General features: G+C 58.6%; 12 protein-coding genes. 9 read left to right on the top strand and 3 right to left on the bottom strand.

The annotated features are described in order from the left end of the window. The first annotated feature begins 60 nt into the window (after positions 1-60). Complete coding sequence (locus tag BP758_RS02875; RefSeq protein WP_292368514.1) at positions 61-951, top strand: ATP-grasp domain-containing protein; 891 nt, start codon at positions 61-63, stop codon at positions 949-951. After that, positions 948-1,883 carry a hydantoinase/oxoprolinase family protein gene (locus tag BP758_RS02880; RefSeq protein WP_292368517.1) on the top strand — a complete coding sequence of 312 codons (936 nt, stop codon included), beginning with the start codon at positions 948-950 and terminating at the stop codon, positions 1,881-1,883. The genes BP758_RS02875 and BP758_RS02880 overlap by 4 nt, the downstream gene beginning before the upstream one ends. Here BP758_RS02880 and BP758_RS02885 read toward each other — a convergent pair. After that, complete coding sequence (locus tag BP758_RS02885; protein WP_292368519.1) at positions 1,880-2,557, bottom strand: hypothetical protein; 678 nt, start codon at positions 2,555-2,557, stop codon at positions 1,880-1,882. The genes BP758_RS02880 and BP758_RS02885 overlap by 4 nt on opposite strands. 266 nt (positions 2,558-2,823) lie before the next feature. On the opposite strand from BP758_RS02885, the gene BP758_RS02890 reads away from it, so the two are divergent. Then, on the top strand, positions 2,824-4,686 hold the full coding sequence (locus tag BP758_RS02890; RefSeq protein WP_292368521.1) for a molybdopterin oxidoreductase family protein: 1,863 nt from the start codon (positions 2,824-2,826) through the stop codon (positions 4,684-4,686). A gap of 2 nt (positions 4,687-4,688) precedes the next feature. Beyond that, positions 4,689-5,942 (top strand): Coenzyme F420 hydrogenase/dehydrogenase, beta subunit C-terminal domain, encoded by a 1,254-nt coding sequence (locus tag BP758_RS02895; RefSeq protein WP_292368523.1) that lies wholly within the window; start codon positions 4,689-4,691, stop codon positions 5,940-5,942. A 107-nt stretch (positions 5,943-6,049) separates the two neighbouring features. Here the strand turns inward: BP758_RS02895 and BP758_RS02900 are convergent, their stop codons facing one another. Both BP758_RS02900 and BP758_RS02905 read right to left on the bottom strand, forming a co-directional pair. After that, on the bottom strand, positions 6,050-7,084 hold the full coding sequence (locus BP758_RS02900; protein ID WP_292368525.1) for a methyl-accepting chemotaxis protein: 1,035 nt from the start codon (positions 7,082-7,084) through the stop codon (positions 6,050-6,052). Between the two features lie 449 nt (positions 7,085-7,533). After that, on the bottom strand, positions 7,534-8,163 hold the full coding sequence (locus tag BP758_RS02905; RefSeq protein ID WP_292368527.1) for a TMEM175 family protein: 630 nt from the start codon (positions 8,161-8,163) through the stop codon (positions 7,534-7,536). Positions 8,164-8,404: 241 nt separating this feature from the next. Between BP758_RS02905 and BP758_RS02910 the strand changes: the two genes are divergently transcribed. From BP758_RS02910 to BP758_RS02930, 5 genes are all read left to right on the top strand, one after another. Next, entirely contained in the window at positions 8,405-8,932 is a 528-nt protein-coding gene (locus BP758_RS02910; RefSeq protein ID WP_292368529.1) for a V4R domain-containing protein, read from the top strand. Positions 8,933-8,942: 10 nt separating this feature from the next. Next, the gene (locus BP758_RS02915) at positions 8,943-11,132 is read left to right on the top strand and encodes a PAS domain-containing protein (RefSeq protein WP_292368531.1); all 2,190 of its coding nucleotides are present in this window, start codon (positions 8,943-8,945) and stop codon (positions 11,130-11,132) included. Between the two features lie 101 nt (positions 11,133-11,233). Next, the gene (locus tag BP758_RS02920; RefSeq protein WP_292368533.1) at positions 11,234-12,724 is read left to right on the top strand and encodes a hypothetical protein; all 1,491 of its coding nucleotides are present in this window, start codon (positions 11,234-11,236) and stop codon (positions 12,722-12,724) included. A gap of 35 nt (positions 12,725-12,759) precedes the next feature. Beyond that, a complete protein-coding gene (locus tag BP758_RS02925; protein WP_292368535.1) occupies positions 12,760-15,876 on the top strand; it encodes a PD-(D/E)XK nuclease family protein in 3,117 nt (1,038 codons plus the stop codon). Beyond that, entirely contained in the window at positions 15,873-19,199 is a 3,327-nt protein-coding gene (locus tag BP758_RS02930; protein WP_292368537.1) for a UvrD-helicase domain-containing protein, read from the top strand. The genes BP758_RS02925 and BP758_RS02930 overlap by 4 nt, the downstream gene beginning before the upstream one ends. Positions 19,200-19,207 lie beyond the last annotated feature (8 nt).

Raw genomic sequence — 19,207 nt, forward strand, 5'->3', positions numbered from 1 at the left:
CGATCCGGACCGGCGCCAAAAGATAGGGTAATCTTATCGTGCGGAAAAACAGTTCCTGCAATGAAAGTCCTGCTAGCCGAGTACACTGCCTCGCGCGACCCGGCGCTCGCGCCCGAGGGCAAGGCAATGCTCGATGTTCTCAACAAAAGTTTTGCCGCGTGCGGGTACGAAGTCGTGCTCCCGGGGCCCGGTGATTTTTCTGCCGAGATCGCCCGGCTCGCCCCGGCCTGCGACATGGGCCTTGTGATCGCCCCCGACGCCATGCTCGCAAAGTTCTCTCTTCCCATAGAACAGCACAGCCACTCGCTCGGGTGCGGCAGCATGAATGCGGCGGTCTGCGCCAACAAACGGTCCACGGAAAAGATCCTGCGGGCCCACGGCATTCCCGTCCCGGGACCGGCTCCCGCAGAGGGGAAACATATCGTAAAACCGGTCACCGGCTGCGATGCTCTCGGCGTGCGGCTGACAACGGATGCCCCGGGAAAGGACGAGATCGCGCAGGAATATATTACCGGCGAGCTCTACTCGGTCAGCCTTGTGTTGAGCCGGGTAGTGGGCGAGGCCTGCCTGTACTTCTCCGGCAACCCGCCGCTGGTGCTCTCGGTCAACCGGCAGGACGTTGTGGCGAACAGTGACGGCACGTTTACGTACCGCGGCGGCGAGACCCCCGTCCACCCGGCCCGGGAGCAGGAGATCGTGGAAACCGCAAAGAAGGCAGCCACCGTGCTCGGCTGCCAGGGCTACTGCGGTGTCGATGTTATCGTTGCGGACAAAGTGTACGTGCTCGATGTCAATCCGCGGATCACGACAAGCATTGTCGGGATCGCGGCCTGCATGGGCGAGGAGATTGCCGCGCTGCTGGTGAGTGCATCGGAAGGAGCAACGCCGTCCGCGGTCCACTTCCACGGCAGGATCCGGTTCGACCGGTACGGGAAGGTCACACCGGCATGATCGGGATCGATGTCGGCGGTGCGAACCTCAAGGTCGTGGACGAGGCCGGCGTTCACATCCACTACTGCCCGCTCTGGACCGGGGCCCCGATACCGGACCTGCTCCGGCAGTATGCCGGGAAGGGAGACGGGACTGCTGCGGTCGTGATGAGCGGGGAGCTCGCCGACTGTTTTTCGGACAAAATGGAAGGCATCTCCTTTATTGCCGGTGCGGTCAGGGAAGTATTCCCCACGGCCCGGTTCTACGGTACCGATGCCCGGTTCCATGACGGCCCGGTGCCGGCGCTTGCCGCGGCAAACTGGCTTGCGTCCGCAGATTTCCTTCGGGAACAGTACCCGGATGCAGTCCTGCTCGATATCGGGAGCACGACCGCAGATATCATACCGCTCAACCGGTTCCCTGCGCTCTTGGGCCTGACCGATCTTCTCCGTCTCCAGAAAGGGTACCTGGTCTATACCGGCATGCTCCGGACACCGGTTGCAACCCTTGTCTCATCGGTGACCGTAAACGGCGTCCCGACACCGGTCAGCACCGAGTATTTCGCCGCGAGCGCCGATGCCCACCTTGTCCTTGGCCATATCTCTCCCGGCGAATACACCTGCGATGCACCGGATGGGAAAGAGAAGACCCGTGAGGCTTCGCTGCGCCGGCTTGCCCGGGTGGTCTGCGCCGACCTCTCCGAGATCGGGGAGGAGGGAGCGCTCGCGGTCGCCTCCGCGTTCTGGAACCGGCAGCGCACGATGATCCAAACGGCAGTTGCACGCGCACAGGAAGAGAGCGGTGCGTCCCGGGTCATCGTAGCCGGGATCGGGGCCGGGATCTTTGCAAAAGCGTGCAGCGGGACCGATCTGAACGCAGCGCTCGGGCCCTCAGCCGATGCGCTTCCCGCGTATGCAGTCCGCGAGGTGGCGGTACGGAACCCTGGAAACTAAGCATCTGCCTGCTTGCGGGATCCGTTGCCGTTACCGCCGCGCTCTGGCTGCTGCACGTGCCGTTCTTCTTTCTCTTTTTGTGCGTCCCGCTCGTCCCGTTCTTTTCGCGGCGCCCGGTGAAGCGCTGCCCGGTCTGCGGATGGGAAACCACAGGCAGCGAGAATTTCTGCCCCGCTGACGGGAGTGCCCTCGCCGGCCCGGGAAGCAAGGGTGGAGAGTGAGACAATTGACAGGGGCAGCCGGATCCCAAAGAGATCGCTGCTCATGACCGGCCGCGCCTGGTCCCGGACATAAAGCCGGCAGCTGGTCCGGTCCAGGAGAACGCCCATTGCATCGAGGTATGCCGCGGTCCGGTTTGCCGGCATGGTCTCTGCAAGCGTGAGGCAGAGGTCGATCACGGGCGAGCCGATCCTCGTCCCCGGGTAGAACGGCTCGTCCGCATTCACGATCCGGTTGCAGGCCCGGCAGTAAAACCTCCTGACCGTCACCGCGATCGTGCGCCTGCCGCTCTCGTCATGCACCAGAGCAAAGATCTTCTTTTTCGTATCGTAGCCCGAGACCGGGCCCCCGCAGGCCGGGCAGGCCCCAAGCTCGGTAAAGGCAGCGCCGTCAACGGATGCAAGACCGGCCTGGACGATCGATCCGAGCATCGGGAGAATGCGGGGAGATTTCATTACGGTCTAGTGCCCCCTGCAGCCGGACCGGGCCGGACGGTACACCCGCCACGGGCGCCGGCCCTGCCGGTGCGCGCCGGGGCGGGAAACCTCCGTCCTGCCTCTTGCCGGAGAAGGTGAGAACACCGACGGAGAATGCGGAAGCGGCCCGGACCGTCCCGCAATGGTTTTTCAGGCATCAACCCACTAATATTCATCATATTTTCCTTTCATTTGATTAGGGTTAAATATATGCTGGACAGACTTTTTCTGATCGAGGAAAGAACATGGAATTTACCTATGTACCAAGCACCTGTCCCTACTGCGGGACCGGCTGCGGCATCAACCTTGTCGTAAAAGAAGGCAAGGTTGTCGGGATCTCACCCTGGCACCGCAACCCGGTCAACGAGGGGAAGGTCTGTATCCGCGGGAACCGTTCCTATGAATTCGTCAACCACCCGGGCCGGCTCACCACCCCGCTCATCAAGAAAGACGGGAAGTTTGTCGAGGCCAGCTGGGAAGACGCGTATAAGGAGATCGCAGCGAAGTTAAAGGGCGTCAAGCCCGAAGAGATCGGCTGCGTTGCGTCCGCACGGACCTGCAACGAGGACAACTTTGTCTTCAAGAACTTTGCAGCAAACGTGCTCAAGACCGCAAACATCGACTACTGCGGCCGGCGCTGCAATGCCGACGCGGTCAAGGGCCTTGCCGATGCATTCGGCATCGGTGCAATGACCAACTCCATTGCCGACCTCACCCAGGCAAAGGTCGTCCTTGTCGTGGGCGCTAACCCGCTCGAAGAGAACCCGCTTTCCGGGCGCGCAATCATCCAGGCAAAGAAGAACGGTGCGAAGATCATCGTTGTCGATGCAAAGAAGAACGCGACCGCTCGGCTCGCCGACCTCTATGTCCAGGCAACCCCGGGCACCGAAGTCGCCTTCATGATGGGCCTTGCAAACGCAATCATCGCGGCCGGCAAAGAGAACAAGGATTTCATTGCAAAGAAGACCGCCGGCTTTGACAAGTGCAAGGCAGCGGTTGCAGCATGCAGCCCTGCCGCCACCGCAGCAGCCTGCGGTATTGACGAGGCAGTCGTCAAGCAGGCAGCCGAGCTCTACACGGCAGCCGCCCCGGCAGCAGTCGTCACCTCGGCAGGCGCCGTCTCCGGCGACCTGGTGCGTGCATGTGCAAACCTCCAGCTCCTCACCGGCAATGCCGGTGTTGCAGGCTCGGGTGTCGCATTCCTGCGCGGAAAGGCAAACGCCCAGGGAGCAATGGATGTCGGCTGCGTCCCGCAGGCAAACGGCCTTGCCGTCCCCGCCATGATCGAAGCAGCGGCAGCCGGTAAGCTCAAGGCAATGTACATCATGGGCGAGAATCTCGCCGCATACGGTGCATCGGTCTATGATGCCCTCGACAAACTTGACTTCCTTGTGGTCCAGGACCTTTTCATGACCGAGACCGCAGAGAAGGCATCGATCGTCCTCCCCTCGGCAGCATTTGCCGAGCGCGACGGCACCCAGACCAGCAGCGAACGCCGTGTCCAGAAAGTCAGAAAGGCAGTCGAACCGGCCGGGAGCAGCAAGGCAGACTGGCAGATCGTCTGCGACCTTGCAAAGGCCATGGGCCACGAGAAGGACTTCGCGTACAAGGACGCCGAAGCAATCTTTACCGAGATCGCAAAGGCAGTTCCCGCGTATGCAGGCATCACCTACGCAGCCCTCGAAAAGCCCGAGGCCATCCAGTGGCCGGCAGCCGGTGGAAAGTTCGGCACGGCATTCCTCTTTGCCGACAAGTTTGCCACAAAGGACGGCAAGGGTGTCTTTGCCGCAGTAGATTACAAGGCTCCCGAGGCAGCCGGCGGCGAATTCCCGTTCGCAGTCGAGGGCCAGTGGCCGATGGGCACGCTCTCCCTGCACACCGCAGAGATCCTCCGCGAGTTTGCCGAACCGACCGCCGTAATCAACAAGGCTGACGCTAAAGCCCTCGGCATCCTTGACGGCATGAGCGTGAAGGTCACCGCAAAGTCCGGTGCCTCCGTGCAGGTCAGGGCCCGCGTGATCCCCGACATGAAGAAGGGCGTTATCGCCGTTCCGGGCATGCACGGTGCGGCAACTGCCAAGATCGAGAAGATCGTAGGAGGGGTCTAACCATGACAAAGAAAGGCGATATGCTCTACGCGTGGACCAACGATGCAGAGATCCAGAAGAAAGCCGAGCTCGGTGGCGCGGTCACTACGCTCTGGAAATATGCCTTAGAGTCAAAGGCAGTCGACGGCGTCCTTGTCATCGCAAAGGGAAAAGACCTCTACGATGCAAAGCCGACGCTTGTCACCAAGCCCGAAGACCTTGCAAAGACTGCCGGGTCGCTCCACTGCGGTACCGTCCTCCTGCCCAAGCTCATCAAGAAGTATTTCAACGGCGCAAAGGACATGAAGATCGGTGTCACCGTCAAGGGCTGCGATGCCATGGCATTCTACGAACTTGCCAAGCGCAAGCAGATCAACCTCGACAACATCTACATGATCGGTGTCAACTGCGGTGGGTCGGTCAGCCCGGTCCTTGCCCGCAGGATGATTGCCGACAAGTACGGCGTTGACCCGGACAATGTCCACAAGGAAGAGATCGACAAGGGCCAGTTCATTATCGAGTACGAAGGCGGACACAAGGGAATCTCCGTGGACGAACTCGAAGAGCACGGCTACGGCCGCCGGCCCAACTGCCGCCGCTGCAAGATGAAGATCCCGCGCCAGGCAGATCTCGCCTGCGGTAACTGGGGTGTTATCGGCCCCCGCGCCGGAAAGGCAACCTTTGTCGAAGTCTGCTCCGAGAAGGGAGCGGCACTCGTTGACGGTGCAGTGAAAAAAGGCATCCTCGCCACGGAAGCTCCGAACCCGAAGGGTCTTGAGATCCGCGGAAAAGTCGAAGGCGCCATGTTCAAGCTCGGCGACAAGTGCCGGGCTGCGGACTTTGCAAGCCTCGGTGAGGGCAAGGACCGGTTAAAGAAGATCATGGAAGAGACGAGCCGCTGCATCAAGTGCTACTCGTGTATCTCTGCCTGCCCGATCTGCTACTGTGTCGACTGCACCACGAAAAACCCGGTCTATGTAAGATCCGGGGAAGTCCCGCCGGACTTCATGTTCCACCTCATCCGCTTTGCCCACATTGCGGACTCCTGTGTGAACTGCGGCCAGTGCCAGGAACTCTGCCCCGCGGAGATCCCCAACGCCCTCTTCATGCACGCACAGCAGGTCGAGATCGAGAAGATGTTCGGCCATGTGCCGGGCCGGGACATGGAACTGCCGATCCACGCGTTCGTGGAAGAGCGTGCAGAACGCGCCCGTCTCGCAAACACCGGCAGCGACATGATCTACGAGAACGTGTTCAACCCGGTCCCGAAGAAATAATCACAAATCTTTTTTTCTTTTTTCCCGCCCGTGTTTTTTCTCTGCCCGGTAAAAATTAAAAAACAGGTTAGATCTGACACGTTTTGGCGAAACGTTTCGCACCGGTGTTATGCAGGGATCAGGATGGCGCAGCCCCAGCCAAGGCCGCGGTAGGTTTCGTATCCCGGCGTGCACGCGTACGCAATGATTGTCTTTTTGCCGTGGTGGGATTCTATCGTGAAACCTTTTTCCCCGGCAAGCGCCCGTTTTATCCCGCCAATGAGCGAGACATCTTCGGAGAGCACGCCCCTCCCGTCGCTTGCAGCGATCACCCTGCCGCTCCCGTTAAAGAGGATAACCCTTGAGCCGGCCCGTTCGGCCTCGCTCAGCCGGACGTTCTTTACAATGTATTCTGCCTGGCTCCAGTCAAAGATCACCGCGAGCACGCCCGTGACCCGCCCGGTGGTCATGCCGCCTTCCCGGATCGCGGCCGCATAGATCACGGCATTATCCTTTGTCAGGGAGCAGGGGCCGATATCTGCTACAAAATATTCTAAGCCGTTCGCGGTTGCTGCAGCGCCCCGGAACCAGGGTTCGGCAGAGACATCCCGTCCTTGGAGAGGGAACTGTTCGGGCCGGCCGTTTGCAAGGATCCGTCCGTTGAGGTCCACCATCACGAGTTCCTTGTAGATCGTGTAATTCTTAAGGATGATGTCCATGCGTTTTACCGCAAGCCGGGCCTTTTCCTCGTTTTCGCTTTCGGCACAGGCATCGACAAATGCGGACTCGGTAGCCCACCAGCGGACATCGGCAGTGCGTTCGTACAGGTTGCGGTCGAGGATCTCGATCGCATTGAACGCCAGGTCGCTCAACCGGTTGCCCCGGGCGGAGGTTTCCGCTTCATTCATCTCCTGCTCGGTGCTGCTGATCTCGCCGTCCAGTTTTTCTGCGGTCAGCTGGATCCCGTCGCTTAAACGCTTCATCTCCTCGGAGACCACTGCAAAACCCCGGCCGGCATCCCCGGCCCGTGCTGCCTCGATCCGGGCATTTAAGGAGAGAAGTTTGACCGAGGAGTTGATCTCACGGATCGCGGATAACCCGATCCTCATCTTGTTGATGGCTTCGCGGGAAAAATTGTCCCGGGTTGTCTCCGACTGCGACATCTAAGAAGTACATTTCCTCCGCTCATTTATATTTATGATCGTCTCCATAGTTCTTCACGATCGACCATTATAATTGGTATTTTCAGCAATACAAGTGATTAACAGCTTTTTTTGCCCACAGAAATATTAATATACAGAACAATAATAATCGAACAAACAAAATATATCATAAAAAATTAATAAAATATAGAGTTTGTATTTCGGCCCGAACGGTTCCCGGGAGAAAACAGTGCTCCGGGCCCTTTACCCGTCCTGTGCAGTTACCGGAAAAGAGCGAGGGACGACTGCGGGAAGTGAGCGTGGATGTCCGTCACGGCCGGCTCGTCCGGGCCCGGGGGAGATCCTGCCGGGCATATCGCGGATCTGCGATCTCACGTGCAGTCCGGAACGCGGGGGATACCCTCCCAAACTTTCGCGTGTATGGCCTGGTACAGAGCGACCGATTTTTTTCAGACCTCAGCCTTCCGGTAGAGATATGCCATGATCAGGGGAGCAAGGAAATAGACCCCGGGGCTCCAGTTGAGACCAGCGAGTGCAATGGCGATCCCGAGAATGGAGAGCAGCGGGAAGACCCAGCTCCAGACGATCTCGCGTTCGATCCGGTCGGGTTCAAGGCCGGGTACCAGGACCGCACTGCGTTTCCGTAAGTAATACCACTGCACGAGCGTGACAAGACCGATCACGAAAATATCGAGCTCGAAGATGATTGCGCCGAGCACATCGTACGGGTAGTCCCCGGCAATATTGGTGGAGAACGGGAGCAGGCAGACAAAGGAAAGCGAGATCATCGTGGTGACAAGCAGGGTCCGGTTCAGGCCGGCAAGGTGCCGGAACTGCTGGTGATGGAAGTACCAGAGGATGGCAAGGATCGTAAATGCGATAAAATAATGGATAAGATCGGGGAGGATGCTGTTAATGATCGCCTGGACCGGGGCCGCTACCTTGACATGTTCGTACTTGCTTGGGACATCGATGGTGGTCACGAGCAGGGTCATGGAGAATGCGTAGATGGCATCTACGAGAGTGGTGACCCGGTCCTTGGGGATGAGCGAGCCGGTACAGGATGCAGGTTCTGGCATGATGGATTCGGGATCCTCCTTTTGAATAGAAACGGTATTCGCGATACTCGGGCATAAACCCGGCGGAATGCAGGTGCCGTCTGCCCGGATCCTGTACACGGGAAGGAAGGGGGTACGGGCCGATAAAACAAGGAGCGCCGTACTTAACCCTGCTGACGCATCCCGGCATTTAACGGATCTAAACTATTTTATCAATCCCCGGAATAATTATGGTGAAGATAAAAAAACCCGTGGAGCCATCATGAGCACCAGCAACAGAAGATATGTTTTTTCCTGGGATCTTCTTGGCGACCTTATAGAGGGACGGCCGAATCTGGGACCCACCACGCGCCTTGAAGCCTACCGTCTCATGCAGTATACGTTTCGCGACATCCTCGAACAGGAGTACGGTACCGCAAAGGCAGACGAGATATTTTACCGGGCCGGGCTGCTTGCCGGCCGGGAATTCTGCAAGCATGTCATTGGCAGGCAGGACGATTTTAACGGGTTTGTACGGAGACTCCAGGAAGCCCTCCATGAATTGAACATCGGCCTCTTACGGATCGAAAAGGCTGACCTGGAACATGGCTCGTTTGTCATGACCGTATCAGAGGACCTCGACTGCTCGGGCCTGCCGGAGACCGGGTATGGCGTCTGTACATACGACGAGGGATTCATTGCCGGGGTTATGGAGGAATATACCGGCAGGCCGTACGATGTGCACGAGACCGACTGCTGGTGCACCGGCGACCGCACCTGCAGGTTCAGCGTAAACCTGCGGTCCTGCTAGGAATGTGCATATGACCGGATACGAAGAAAATCCCGCCACACCCTCCGACCCCGGGATCCAGGCGGTTATCCGGGCAATAAACGAGACGTTCCGGACCGGCACGGTACCCGCAGACCTGCCGTTGCTGCCCGATGAAGAGACCCGAGAGGAGCTTGCCGTACTTCTTGCCGATCTTGCCGCAACCCAGGAGTTTGGCCAGTCCCTGGCCCGGGGCGACCTTTCCCGGGATCTTGCCGTAAAAGGCCGTACGGCCGGCTGCCTCAAGGCCCTGCAGTCCAACCTCCGGCACCTGACCTGGCAGGTCGGACAGGTAGCGGAAGGAGATCTTACCCAGCATGTCGATTTCATGGGTGAGTTCTCCGCGTCCTTTGCCGCGATGATGGAATCCCTTCAGAAAGCCCGGGCCGGCCGCGACCAGGAGGAAATGGCTCTCAAAGAGAGGGAGAAACGGTACCGCGACATGTTCGAGATCAACAATGCCGTGATGTTCCTGGTCGATCCGGAGACCCGGCAGATCGTTGATGCAAACGCAGCGGCCTGCAGGTATTATGGCTACACGCTCGAAGAGATGCAGCACCTGCTCATCACGCAGATCAATATCCAGGACCCAAAGAAAACATCCGAATCCATGCGCCAGGCAACAAAAAGCCCCGGGGCCGTGTTCCGGTTTCAGCACAGAAAAAAAGATGGTGAGATCCGGGACGTCCGTGTCTTCAGCGGCACCATCTTCTTTGGAGGCCGCAGATTGTTGCACTCTATTGTCCAGGATGTGACCGAAGAGATGCGGGCCGTATCGGCACTCGCCGAGAGCGAGAAGCGGTACCGCGACATGTTCGAGATCAACAATGCCGTGATGTTCCTGGTCGATCCGGAGACCCGGCAGATCGTTGATGCAAACGCAGCGGCCTGCAGGTATTATGGCTACACCCTCGAAGAGATGCAGCACCTGCTCATCACGCAGATCAATATCCAGGACCCGGAGAAAACGTCCGAATCCATGCGCCAGGCAACAAAAAGCCCCGGGGCCGTGTTCCAGTTTCAGCACAAGAAAAAGGATGGCGGGATCCGGGACGTCCGTGTCTTCAGCGGCACCATCTTCTTTGGAGGCCGCAGACTATTGCACTCTATTGTCCAGGATGTGACCGAAGAGATGCGGGCCGTATCGGCACTCGCCGAGAGCGAGAAGCGGTACCGCGATCTGGTAGAGAACCTAAGCGAGGTGATAGTCTCCCTTGACCTGTCGGGGAAATTTACCTATGTGAGCCCGGTCGGGTACCGGCTGTACGGGTATCCGGCAGAAACCCTGGTCGGGGAGCAGTTCCTGAAGTTCGTCCACCCGGAAGACCAGGCCCGCGTTGCCGGCATCTTCGGGCAAGAGTTATCCGGGAGTTACCTGGCTGACGAATTCAGGATCCTTGTCCCGGACGGCTCGACCCGGTGGATCAGCGTATCGCCGCGTCCCCTGGAACAGGGCGGCCGTATTACCAGTTTCAATTACGTGCTGGCCGACATCACGGACCGGAAAAAAATGGAAGATGCCCTGCAACAGACCAACCGGAAACTCAACCTCCTCTCCAGTATCACCCGGCACGATATCAAGAACCAGCTGCTCGGCTTAACAACCTATTTAGAGCTCTCAAAAAATTACCTCCACGATACAGCCAGGCTCGCGGATTATATTGCCCGGGAGGAAAAAGCGGCAAATGCAATCGGACGCCAGATCGAGTTTACCAAGGAATACGAGAACCTGGGAATCACGGCCCCGGTCTGGCAGAGCGCAGCTGCGAGCGTGAAGGATGCATTGCCCGATCTGCCGGTCGGGAAACTTACGATCCGCGTGGATCTCGGGAAGGTCGAGATCTATGCCGATCCGCTGCTTGGAAAAGTATTCTACAACCTGATCGATAACGCCCTCAGGTACGGCGGACAGACGATGACCGCGATCGATATCTCCGGTAAAGAAACCGGGACCGGTCTGGTGATCCGGGTCGAAGACGATGGGAACGGGATCTCTTCTGCGGACAAAAAACGCCTGTTCGAGCGGGGCTTTGGGCACAACACGGGCCTCGGGCTGTTCCTCTCCCGCGAGATCCTCTCGATTACGGGAATTTCGATCACGGAGACCGGGGAGCCGGGGAAGGGGGCCCGGTTCGAGATCGCGGTGCCGGAGGGCGGGTACCGGTATGGGGATGCACACTAAGACGGCCATTTTTAGTTTCACCCCGCAGTTAGGTATCTTAATATGATTTCATGGCGAGAGTTCATCATCGATTATTTCTGGCAATTCCCGGTGCATCTCTTATGGACACTCCCCCTTTCGAACATCTCGGAAAGTTTCTGGAACGGATAAAAAATATCGGATTTTTCGAACGGCTTTTTTCATGGAAAACTACCGTTTCGCTCGGATATGATGCATACGGGGACTACCAGCAGATCCAGAGTACCCTGCGGAAAAAGGATCAGGAGATCGCTGACCTGGCCGCACAGGTCCGGGATATCTCAAAGGATCTCGAACTCCAGAAACAGAGCTTCGCGCAGGCACAGAACGATCTGGTAAAAGAACAGAACCGGGCCCAGTTGTTCAACGAGAAAGCCGGGGAAAAAGAGAGCGAGCGGGCGAAACTGGAGGCAAAGCTCTCCGGAACGATTGCCAATACCGATGAGATAATTCTCGGGCTGAAAGGACAACTGATCGAGCTCCAGTCCAGAAACGAGGATCTCACCCGAACGATCGCGGAAAAAGGAAAGGAAGCCGGCGGGCTTGCCGAATCAGACCGGAAAAATCTGGAAACCATCGGCCGGTTACGGCAGGATCTTTTTGAAACCGATCAGAAATACCAGCTGCTCAACAAACAGTATATCGACGCCCAGAAAGCGCTTACGGAATTTGGCCAGAGAGAGGAAGCGCGTACCCATGAGCACGACCAGAGAATGACCGCGCTCCAGGAACTCAAAAAGCAACTGGACGACGACCGGCTCCGGGTGCAGCAGGAACGGGACACCGAACTCCAGAAGAAATTTTCCGATATGGAACAGACGTGGAAGCGGCACGAGGAAGTTGTCGAAGAGTCGCTCCGGTCCATCTGCCAGCGTCACACGCTGGAATACTGCGACAAGGAAAAGTTCCCGGTTGCCGGCAAGAAACCCGATAACGCGATTCTGATCTGTGACCAGTACGTGATCTTCGACGCAAAGAGCCCGAAGAACCCCGACGATCTCAATAACTTCCCGACATATATCAAAAACCAGGCCGAGGCAGCGAAAAAGTATGCAAAGGAAGAGAACGTCAAGAAAGATATTTTTCTCGTGGTCCCGTCAAATACGGTCGAATATCTTGACGAGTTCCACCTTGACATGGCCGATTACCAGGTGTACGTGGTCACGTACGACAGCCTCGAACCGATTGTCTTGGCGCTCCGTAAGATCGAGGATTACCAGTTTGTTGACCAGCTCAGTCCGGAAGACCGCGAGAATATCTGCCATGTGATCGGGAAGTTCGCGCATGCAACCAAACGGCGGATGCAGATCGACACGTACTTCTTCAATGAATTTTTAGGCCTGCTCCGGTCCTGCGAGTCGCTTCCTGATGACATCATGAAAAAAGTCGTGGAGTTTGAGAAAGCGGAGAAGATGAACCCCCCGATGGAGAAGCGCAAGAAACTGATCCCGACAAAAGATCTCGAACATGAGGTTAAAAGCATTACAAAGAAAGCGGAAGCCTATGAGATCGATGTGACGGCGGTCACCCGGGAAAAGATCGAGACAATCCCGCTGGACAAATATCTGGAATAATCTCCTTTTTCCCCAGAAGCGTTGATCAGATATCTATGGAACAGATCCCCGGCCCGCAGTCAGTTTCTCATGAGTACGGTCTGCCCGGGGAGCACCTTGATACGGTCATCGAACGGTACCTGTCGGCATCAAAAACCGATCCGTTCTCCACCTGGATCCTTGTCCCTACCCGGCGGCTGGCCGGGTGTATCGCGGACGAACTTGCCCGGCGCGCAAGCCCCATCATTCCTTCGCACATCTGCACCATCGAAGGTTTCTGCCATGCGCTCTTTATAGAAAACCGGACAACCGAACGGTTCCTGCAAAGAAGCGAGGCCCGGATGCTCCTCGCACAGATTGTTGAAGAGAAGAGGGCAGAGGTTCCCTTTTTTATTACCCGGGATCACCCGGCACCGGGTACGATCGATGACCTTATGACATTCATGAATGTCACGCTGAACCGGAACGTCCCGTTCCCGGAATGCCTCCTTGAACTCCAGGGAGAAAAGATCCGGCAGCTTGACACGATCATCACGGCATACCGGGACGCCCTTCATGAGCGGGACCTTGCTGATGACGATACGCTTCTTCCATGGACGATCGATTTCCTGTACCGGACAAAATCGTCCCCGCTCGGGACGGTCTTTGTATACGGGTTTTACGAGCCCCTCCCTCTTGAAGAAGAGCTCTTTGGGGCAATCCGGGAGCGGTCTTTTGCAGCACATTTTTTTATTCCCCATGGTCTTGACCGGAATATTTTCCGCAACGGTCCTGCCGTTTTACTTTCCGGGGAACCTGCACAACAAACACGGCAGATCACCGGTCTCTTCTCGGAAACGGGTTCTCTTGGGGCGCCCGGGTTTTTCCGGGTGCAGACGTTTCCCACCCGGTATGCCGAGATATATGCAGTCGCAGCGGAGATTGCCCGGCTGAACGAAGAGGGAACGCCCCTTTCGGATATCGCGGTGGTCTGCCCGGATCTCCGGGAAAACCTTGCGCTTGTCGAAGAGGTATTTGCCGAATCCGGGATCCCCTGGAATGCGGCAGTCAGCCACACGATGGCCCGATCGCCCGTGATCCGGTTCCTGACCGGCATTACCGGCCTTGCGGCTGGAGGGTATGCCCGCGAGGATATGGTCCGGCTGATTCAGAGCCCGTATTTCCGGAAAAAACGCGTGCCCGGCGGTTCTGTCAGTCTCAATGCATCGGAAGTGGACCTGGTCTCGCGGTACGCACGCATCGATGGTCCCCGCCCCGACTGGGAGAAAGCGCTTGGCCGGCTCCATGAGCAGGTTGCGGATCCAGAGCGGGCAACGAACTACCCTGGCATATCGCTGCCTGCTGTTGAACGCGTACAGGAAGGGATCCGGATCCTGATTGCCGGTCTCGAAACCCTTACCGGAAAGAAAAACCTGCGCGATCATATCCGCGCCTTCGATACGTTCCTTGATGCATGGGAGATTCCGTTTTTGTCCGGAGCACCCGATGAAGGCGCCGGAGAGAAGGAGAAAACGGCCTGCACACAATTCCGGTTGCGCGTGAATGCCCTTGCCACGGCTGCCTGGACAGATGCCGGCAGGATTGTCGGCCCGGACGAATTTTCGCGGCTTGTTGCGGCCATTGCCGAAGAGCCGGATGAGAGCGGTCTTCCTGATCTTCCGGGGGTTACCCTTCTTGGTCCCCGCGAATGCCCGCACATGAAATTTCCGGTTGTGTTTGTCTGCGGTCTTACCGAAGGCACGTTTCCCCGGCTCACCACCCGGCTTCCTTTCACCAACACGCTTGAGAACAAGCGGATGGGGACCCGCACGCTCTCGGAGATCCTCCGGGAGGAACAGTACTATTTCATCGCGGCCCTTCTTCTGGCAAAAAAGACCCTGTACCTCAGCGCCCCGCTTGCCGATGGCGAAAAACCGCTCCTGACCTCGGCATTTTTCGAACGGGTCCGGATGCGGACCGGGGAGTGCCCGTGGCCTGTACCGTCCGGCACGCTCTCTTTTGCATCCCGGCGTACAGCAGCCGTCCGGGCCGGCGCGGAGATCCGTACAGGAAGACTCACGGCTGCATGCAGACTTATCCCTGCACCGCTTGCTCCTGACGATCTTGTGGAACGCGTGAACATGGAAGGGTATCACCGGCAGGGCGGTTGCAGCACACCTTACGATGGCATCCTTTCCGGGTACGATCCAATCCTTGCGATCCTGTCAGGAAGGTACGGTGCGGATCATGTCTGGTCCCCGACAAACCTCGAACTGTACGCCGGCTGTCCCTTTGCCTATTTCTGCCGCCGGGTGATCGGACTTGAGGCGCTGCCCGATGTGGAGCCCGACCTCTCCGCAGCCGACCGGGGGAGCGCCATCCACGAGGTCCTGAGCACGTTTTACCGGCAGTGGCGGGGTCTCGGGCAGACAAAGGTCACCCCGGCAATGCTTGCAGATGCAACCGACCTGATCCTCCGCATTGCACAGGAATCGCTCGACCGGTATAATTTTAGTAGCCCCCTCTGGGATGCCACCCGGATCCTGATGCTTGGCGACAAAGGAAACGGTCCCGGGTATTTCGAACGGTTCCTTTCCTGCGAGACACAAGAGGCAGACTCCCCGCTTGTCCCGTCGTGTTTTGAATTTTCCTTTGGCATGGGACCTGGCGGGGAGGCCGAGCCGGGATCCCCGGCACCCGTGGAACTCACGTCTCCCGACGGGACGCACCGGATGCTTGTCCGCGGCCGGATCGATCGGATCGATCAGGCCCCTGACGGCAGTTTCCTGATCTATGATTACAAATCCGGCGCGCAGCATCCAAAGACAAAGGATATCGAAGAGGGAACGGCGCTCCAGCTGCCGCTGTACCTGCTCGCGTACGAAAAAATTACCGGCGGCCGTGGCATTGCCGGGGGATATTACACGATCCGGCGGGATATTGCCCGAAGCATCGTGCTTGCGGATGCCGCCGCAAAGGACATGATGATCTCCCGGCCCCGGGTCTCTGCGGATTTTTCCGGCCTGCTGCACCATTCGCTTGACTGCTCCTTTTCCTACCTTGACGGGATCCGGGGCGGGCGTTTCCCTCTCCCGGACCGGGAAGCGTGCCCGAACAGCTACTGCGAATTCCGGCGGATCTGCCGGTTCGATCCCTACCGCGTCCTTTCCTGCAACGGAGGAGTCCCGACATGACTGCAACAGGGCGCCAGAACGATGCCATCACGCACCATGACCGGAGCATGGTGGTCACGGCAGGCGCTGGCACCGGCAAGACCTACGTGCTGGTCCGGAAATACATTGACCTCCTTATGTCCCGCGGTATTGCCGTGCCGGAGATCCTAGCCCTGACCTTTACCGACAAGGCCGCAGCGGAGATGAAGGAACGGATACGAAAGGAGATCCTCATCCATGAAGGCCCGCAGTGGGAGAAAGCGGCCGAGGACTTCATGATTGCTCCGGTCCAGACCTTCCATTCGTTCTGCGCACAGGTGCTCCGGGAATTTCCCATCGAGGCGGGACTGGAGCCGGGCTTTGTGGTCCTTGACGAGCAGCAGGTCTCCCGGATCCACGCACAGGCCTGCGAGGACCTGTTTCATACCCGGCAGGAAGGCCCGGCACACGATGCGCTCGTCCGCGTGCTCTCCATCACCGACCAGTATACGCTGCGGTCGATACTTGCCTCGCTCTACGAGCGGCGCGAGCAGTACGCGCAGTTTTTTGCTGCGCTGGACGCTGATGAAACCGGCGTCATTACGGTGTGGAAAGAGGAGACAGGCCGGATCCGGGATGCGGAGATCGCGGCACTCCGGGGCGATCCCTCGTTCTCTGCCAGCCTGAAACAATTGCTCGGCCTTGCCCGGGAGTATACAGGTTCAGAGGACCGGGCCGCACAGTTCCTTGCGGAGATCCAGCCCCTGCTTGCCACGCTTGCAGAGACTTCCGATACCGCAGAGTTCTGTGCGGTCGCGCTTGAACTGGAGAGAAAGAGACCCGGTAATATCGGGAGCAAAAAGAACTGGAGGGGAAACGATCTCGATCTCTATAGGAAATCCCGTAAGGATCTCAACGGGATCCTTGAGCGGAAACTTTCGCTCTTCCGGCTGACCGTGGATCCCTCGGATCCGGTGATTGCCGGGTCGGTCCGGTTCCTGCACGATCTCTCGCGGGTTTTTTCCCGGTACTCGGCGCTGGTCGGGAACGGGAAGGCGGTTCTTGGCGGTCTTGATTTCTCGGACCTGATCCTCCGCGCCCGGCACCTCTTCCTCTCCAACGGTACGCTCGTCACCACTCATTTCCTGCGGCGGTACCGCTATATCCTCGTTGACGAGTTCCAGGACACGGACATCTCGCAGTTCGACATCATCCTTGCCGTGATCGGGACGCCAACGCCAGAAACCGACTGCCTCTTTATTGTCGGGGACCCCAAGCAGTCGATCTATCTCTTCCGCGACGCCGACGTAACGCGGTTCAAGGCGGCGCAGGAGCTGATCGAGACCGTGTGCAGGGGCAAGAAGATCGCGCTCGATACCAGTTTTAGGAGCACAAAGGAAGTGGTAGGTCTTGCAAACATCCTCTTTTCCCGGCTGCTTGCCTCTGCGGAGAAGGCATGGGAGTTCGGGTACGAGCCGGTGAAGATTTCAGCGGACCGGGCCGGTCACGACGGGTCCGTTGAGCTGCTCCTTTCGCCCGGAGGAGAGAATGCCGGTGAGACAAAGAGGATCGAGGCGGAGATGCTGGCAAAGAAGATCCACAGCATGGTCAATGCCCGTCCGCTTACCGTGTATGCGGAGCAGCCGGATCATACGTTTGTCCCGCGCCCGGCCCGGTACGGCGACATTGCGATCCTGTTAGAGCAGCGCACGAACCTTTCCGCGTATCTTACGGCGCTGGAGAACTACGGTATTCCGTTCTATGTACACGGGGGTACCGGGTTCTACCACCGGCAGGAGGTGTACGATCTTTTCGGCATCCTTTCCTTCCTCGAATGCCCGCACGACAACGTGAGCCTTGCCGGTGTCCTCCGCTCCCCGTACTGCGGGCTCTCCGATGCAGAGCTTTTCTTTGTTGCGCAGGAGCGCGGGAGAACGCTCTTTGAAAAACTTAAAGGATATGCGGAGCACGATTTCCGGGCGGCAGGGGTGCTCAAGCGGCTGACCTCATGGCAGCAGTACGCCGGCCGGACCGGCCTTGTGGCGCTGCTGCGCCGGATCCTCGCAGAGTCCGGGGTATACACGGTATACGCGGCGCTGCCGGAGGGCGAACAGATCCTTGCCAATATCGAGAAACTCGTTGCTATGGCCCGGGCCCGGGAGGAGAGCGGGAAGTATGCTCCCGGCGATTTTACCGCGGATCTCCGGACTGCAATGGACGACGATGAGCGCGAGGGCGAGGCGCCGCTCGATGCGCTTGCGGAAAATGCGGTCAACATCATGACCGTGCACGCGGCAAAGGGACTGGAGTTTCCGGTTGTCTGCGTGCCGGACATGGGCATGTCCTTTAAGGACCGCTATCCTCCGATCATGATCGGCGACAACCCGCTGATGGTGGGGGTAAAGGTTCCCGACCCGGCACACAATTTCGAGATGACGGGAAGCGCCGTGCTCCTTGCGCTCCGCGAGCTCCAGAAGCAGAAAGAGCGGGCGGAGAGAAAGCGGCTCCTGTATGTTGCGCTGACCCGGGCCCGGGACCACCTGGTGATGTGCGGGACTGTACCGGAGGAGCCCGGTCTCTCGTACGAGCTTGCCCGTTCGCGGATGGACTGGATCACGCTGGCGCTCGGGATTACGGGCGATGCGGTGCAGGCCGGCGGGCTCACGCTTGCGCTGCCGGACGGGACCGGCCGGATCCGGCTTACGATCACCACGGACCCGGCCACGATCCCGGCCGAGGCCGGGCGGGCGGAACCGGAGCTTGTGGTTGTGCCGGAGGAATGCCGGGGGAAGACGGGGACCTGGGAAGCGCCATGCTATGATCCCGGGCCGGACCGTTTGAAGGTTACCCCGGTTACGGATCTGGAGAAGGGGCAGGGGCCGGCACGGGCCCATGAATCCGGAGAGCACCGGTACCTGCCCGATATTTCCCGCGGCGAGGACCGGGGCACGATCATCCACGAAGTGCTGCGGGGCCGGGATGCGGCGACCGTGCTCAAAGAGTTCGGCGCTGATTCCGGGGAATCTGTCCGGCAGTGCGAAGAGATCCGGGAAAAATTCTTTTCATCCGGTCTGATGAAGCGGGCGAAGCGTTCGTTTGCCGAGCTGCCATTTGTGATCCCGTGGGAAGGGCAGCCCGTTACCGGCAAGATCGACCGGCTCGCAGAGCTCGATGACGGTTCCTGGGCCGTGATCGATTACAAGAGCATGGCTGTCGTGCCGGAAGATTATTCGGCGATCGCGGAAGAGTACCGGGTCTCGATGGCGGTGTACTGCGAAGCGGCACGAAGGCTGGTACCCGGGAAAACAGTAGCCGGGTTTTTGTATTTCACGGAGACCGGGGAATTTTGGCCGGTGAAGTCCTGAAATAATTT

This window comes from Methanoregula sp. UBA64, from assembly GCF_002502735.1.
GTDB lineage: Archaea > Halobacteriota > Methanomicrobia > Methanomicrobiales > Methanospirillaceae > Methanoregula.

Coding starts and splice junctions, on each gene's coding strand:
- BP758_RS02875 (WP_292368514.1), top strand. CDS start 61: ATGAAAGTCCTGCTAGCCGAGTACACTGCCTCGCGCGACCCGGCGCTC.
- BP758_RS02880 (WP_292368517.1), top strand. CDS start 948: ATGATCGGGATCGATGTCGGCGGTGCGAACCTCAAGGTCGTGGACGAG.
- BP758_RS02885 (WP_292368519.1), bottom strand. CDS start 2,557: ATGAAATCTCCCCGCATTCTCCCGATGCTCGGATCGATCGTCCAGGCC.
- BP758_RS02890 (WP_292368521.1), top strand. CDS start 2,824: ATGGAATTTACCTATGTACCAAGCACCTGTCCCTACTGCGGGACCGGC.
- BP758_RS02895 (WP_292368523.1), top strand. CDS start 4,689: ATGACAAAGAAAGGCGATATGCTCTACGCGTGGACCAACGATGCAGAG.
- BP758_RS02900 (WP_292368525.1), bottom strand. CDS start 7,084: ATGTCGCAGTCGGAGACAACCCGGGACAATTTTTCCCGCGAAGCCATC.
- BP758_RS02905 (WP_292368527.1), bottom strand. CDS start 8,163: ATGCCAGAACCTGCATCCTGTACCGGCTCGCTCATCCCCAAGGACCGG.
- BP758_RS02910 (WP_292368529.1), top strand. CDS start 8,405: ATGAGCACCAGCAACAGAAGATATGTTTTTTCCTGGGATCTTCTTGGC.
- BP758_RS02915 (WP_292368531.1), top strand. CDS start 8,943: ATGACCGGATACGAAGAAAATCCCGCCACACCCTCCGACCCCGGGATC.
- BP758_RS02920 (WP_292368533.1), top strand. CDS start 11,234: ATGGACACTCCCCCTTTCGAACATCTCGGAAAGTTTCTGGAACGGATA.
- BP758_RS02925 (WP_292368535.1), top strand. CDS start 12,760: ATGGAACAGATCCCCGGCCCGCAGTCAGTTTCTCATGAGTACGGTCTG.
- BP758_RS02930 (WP_292368537.1), top strand. CDS start 15,873: ATGACTGCAACAGGGCGCCAGAACGATGCCATCACGCACCATGACCGG.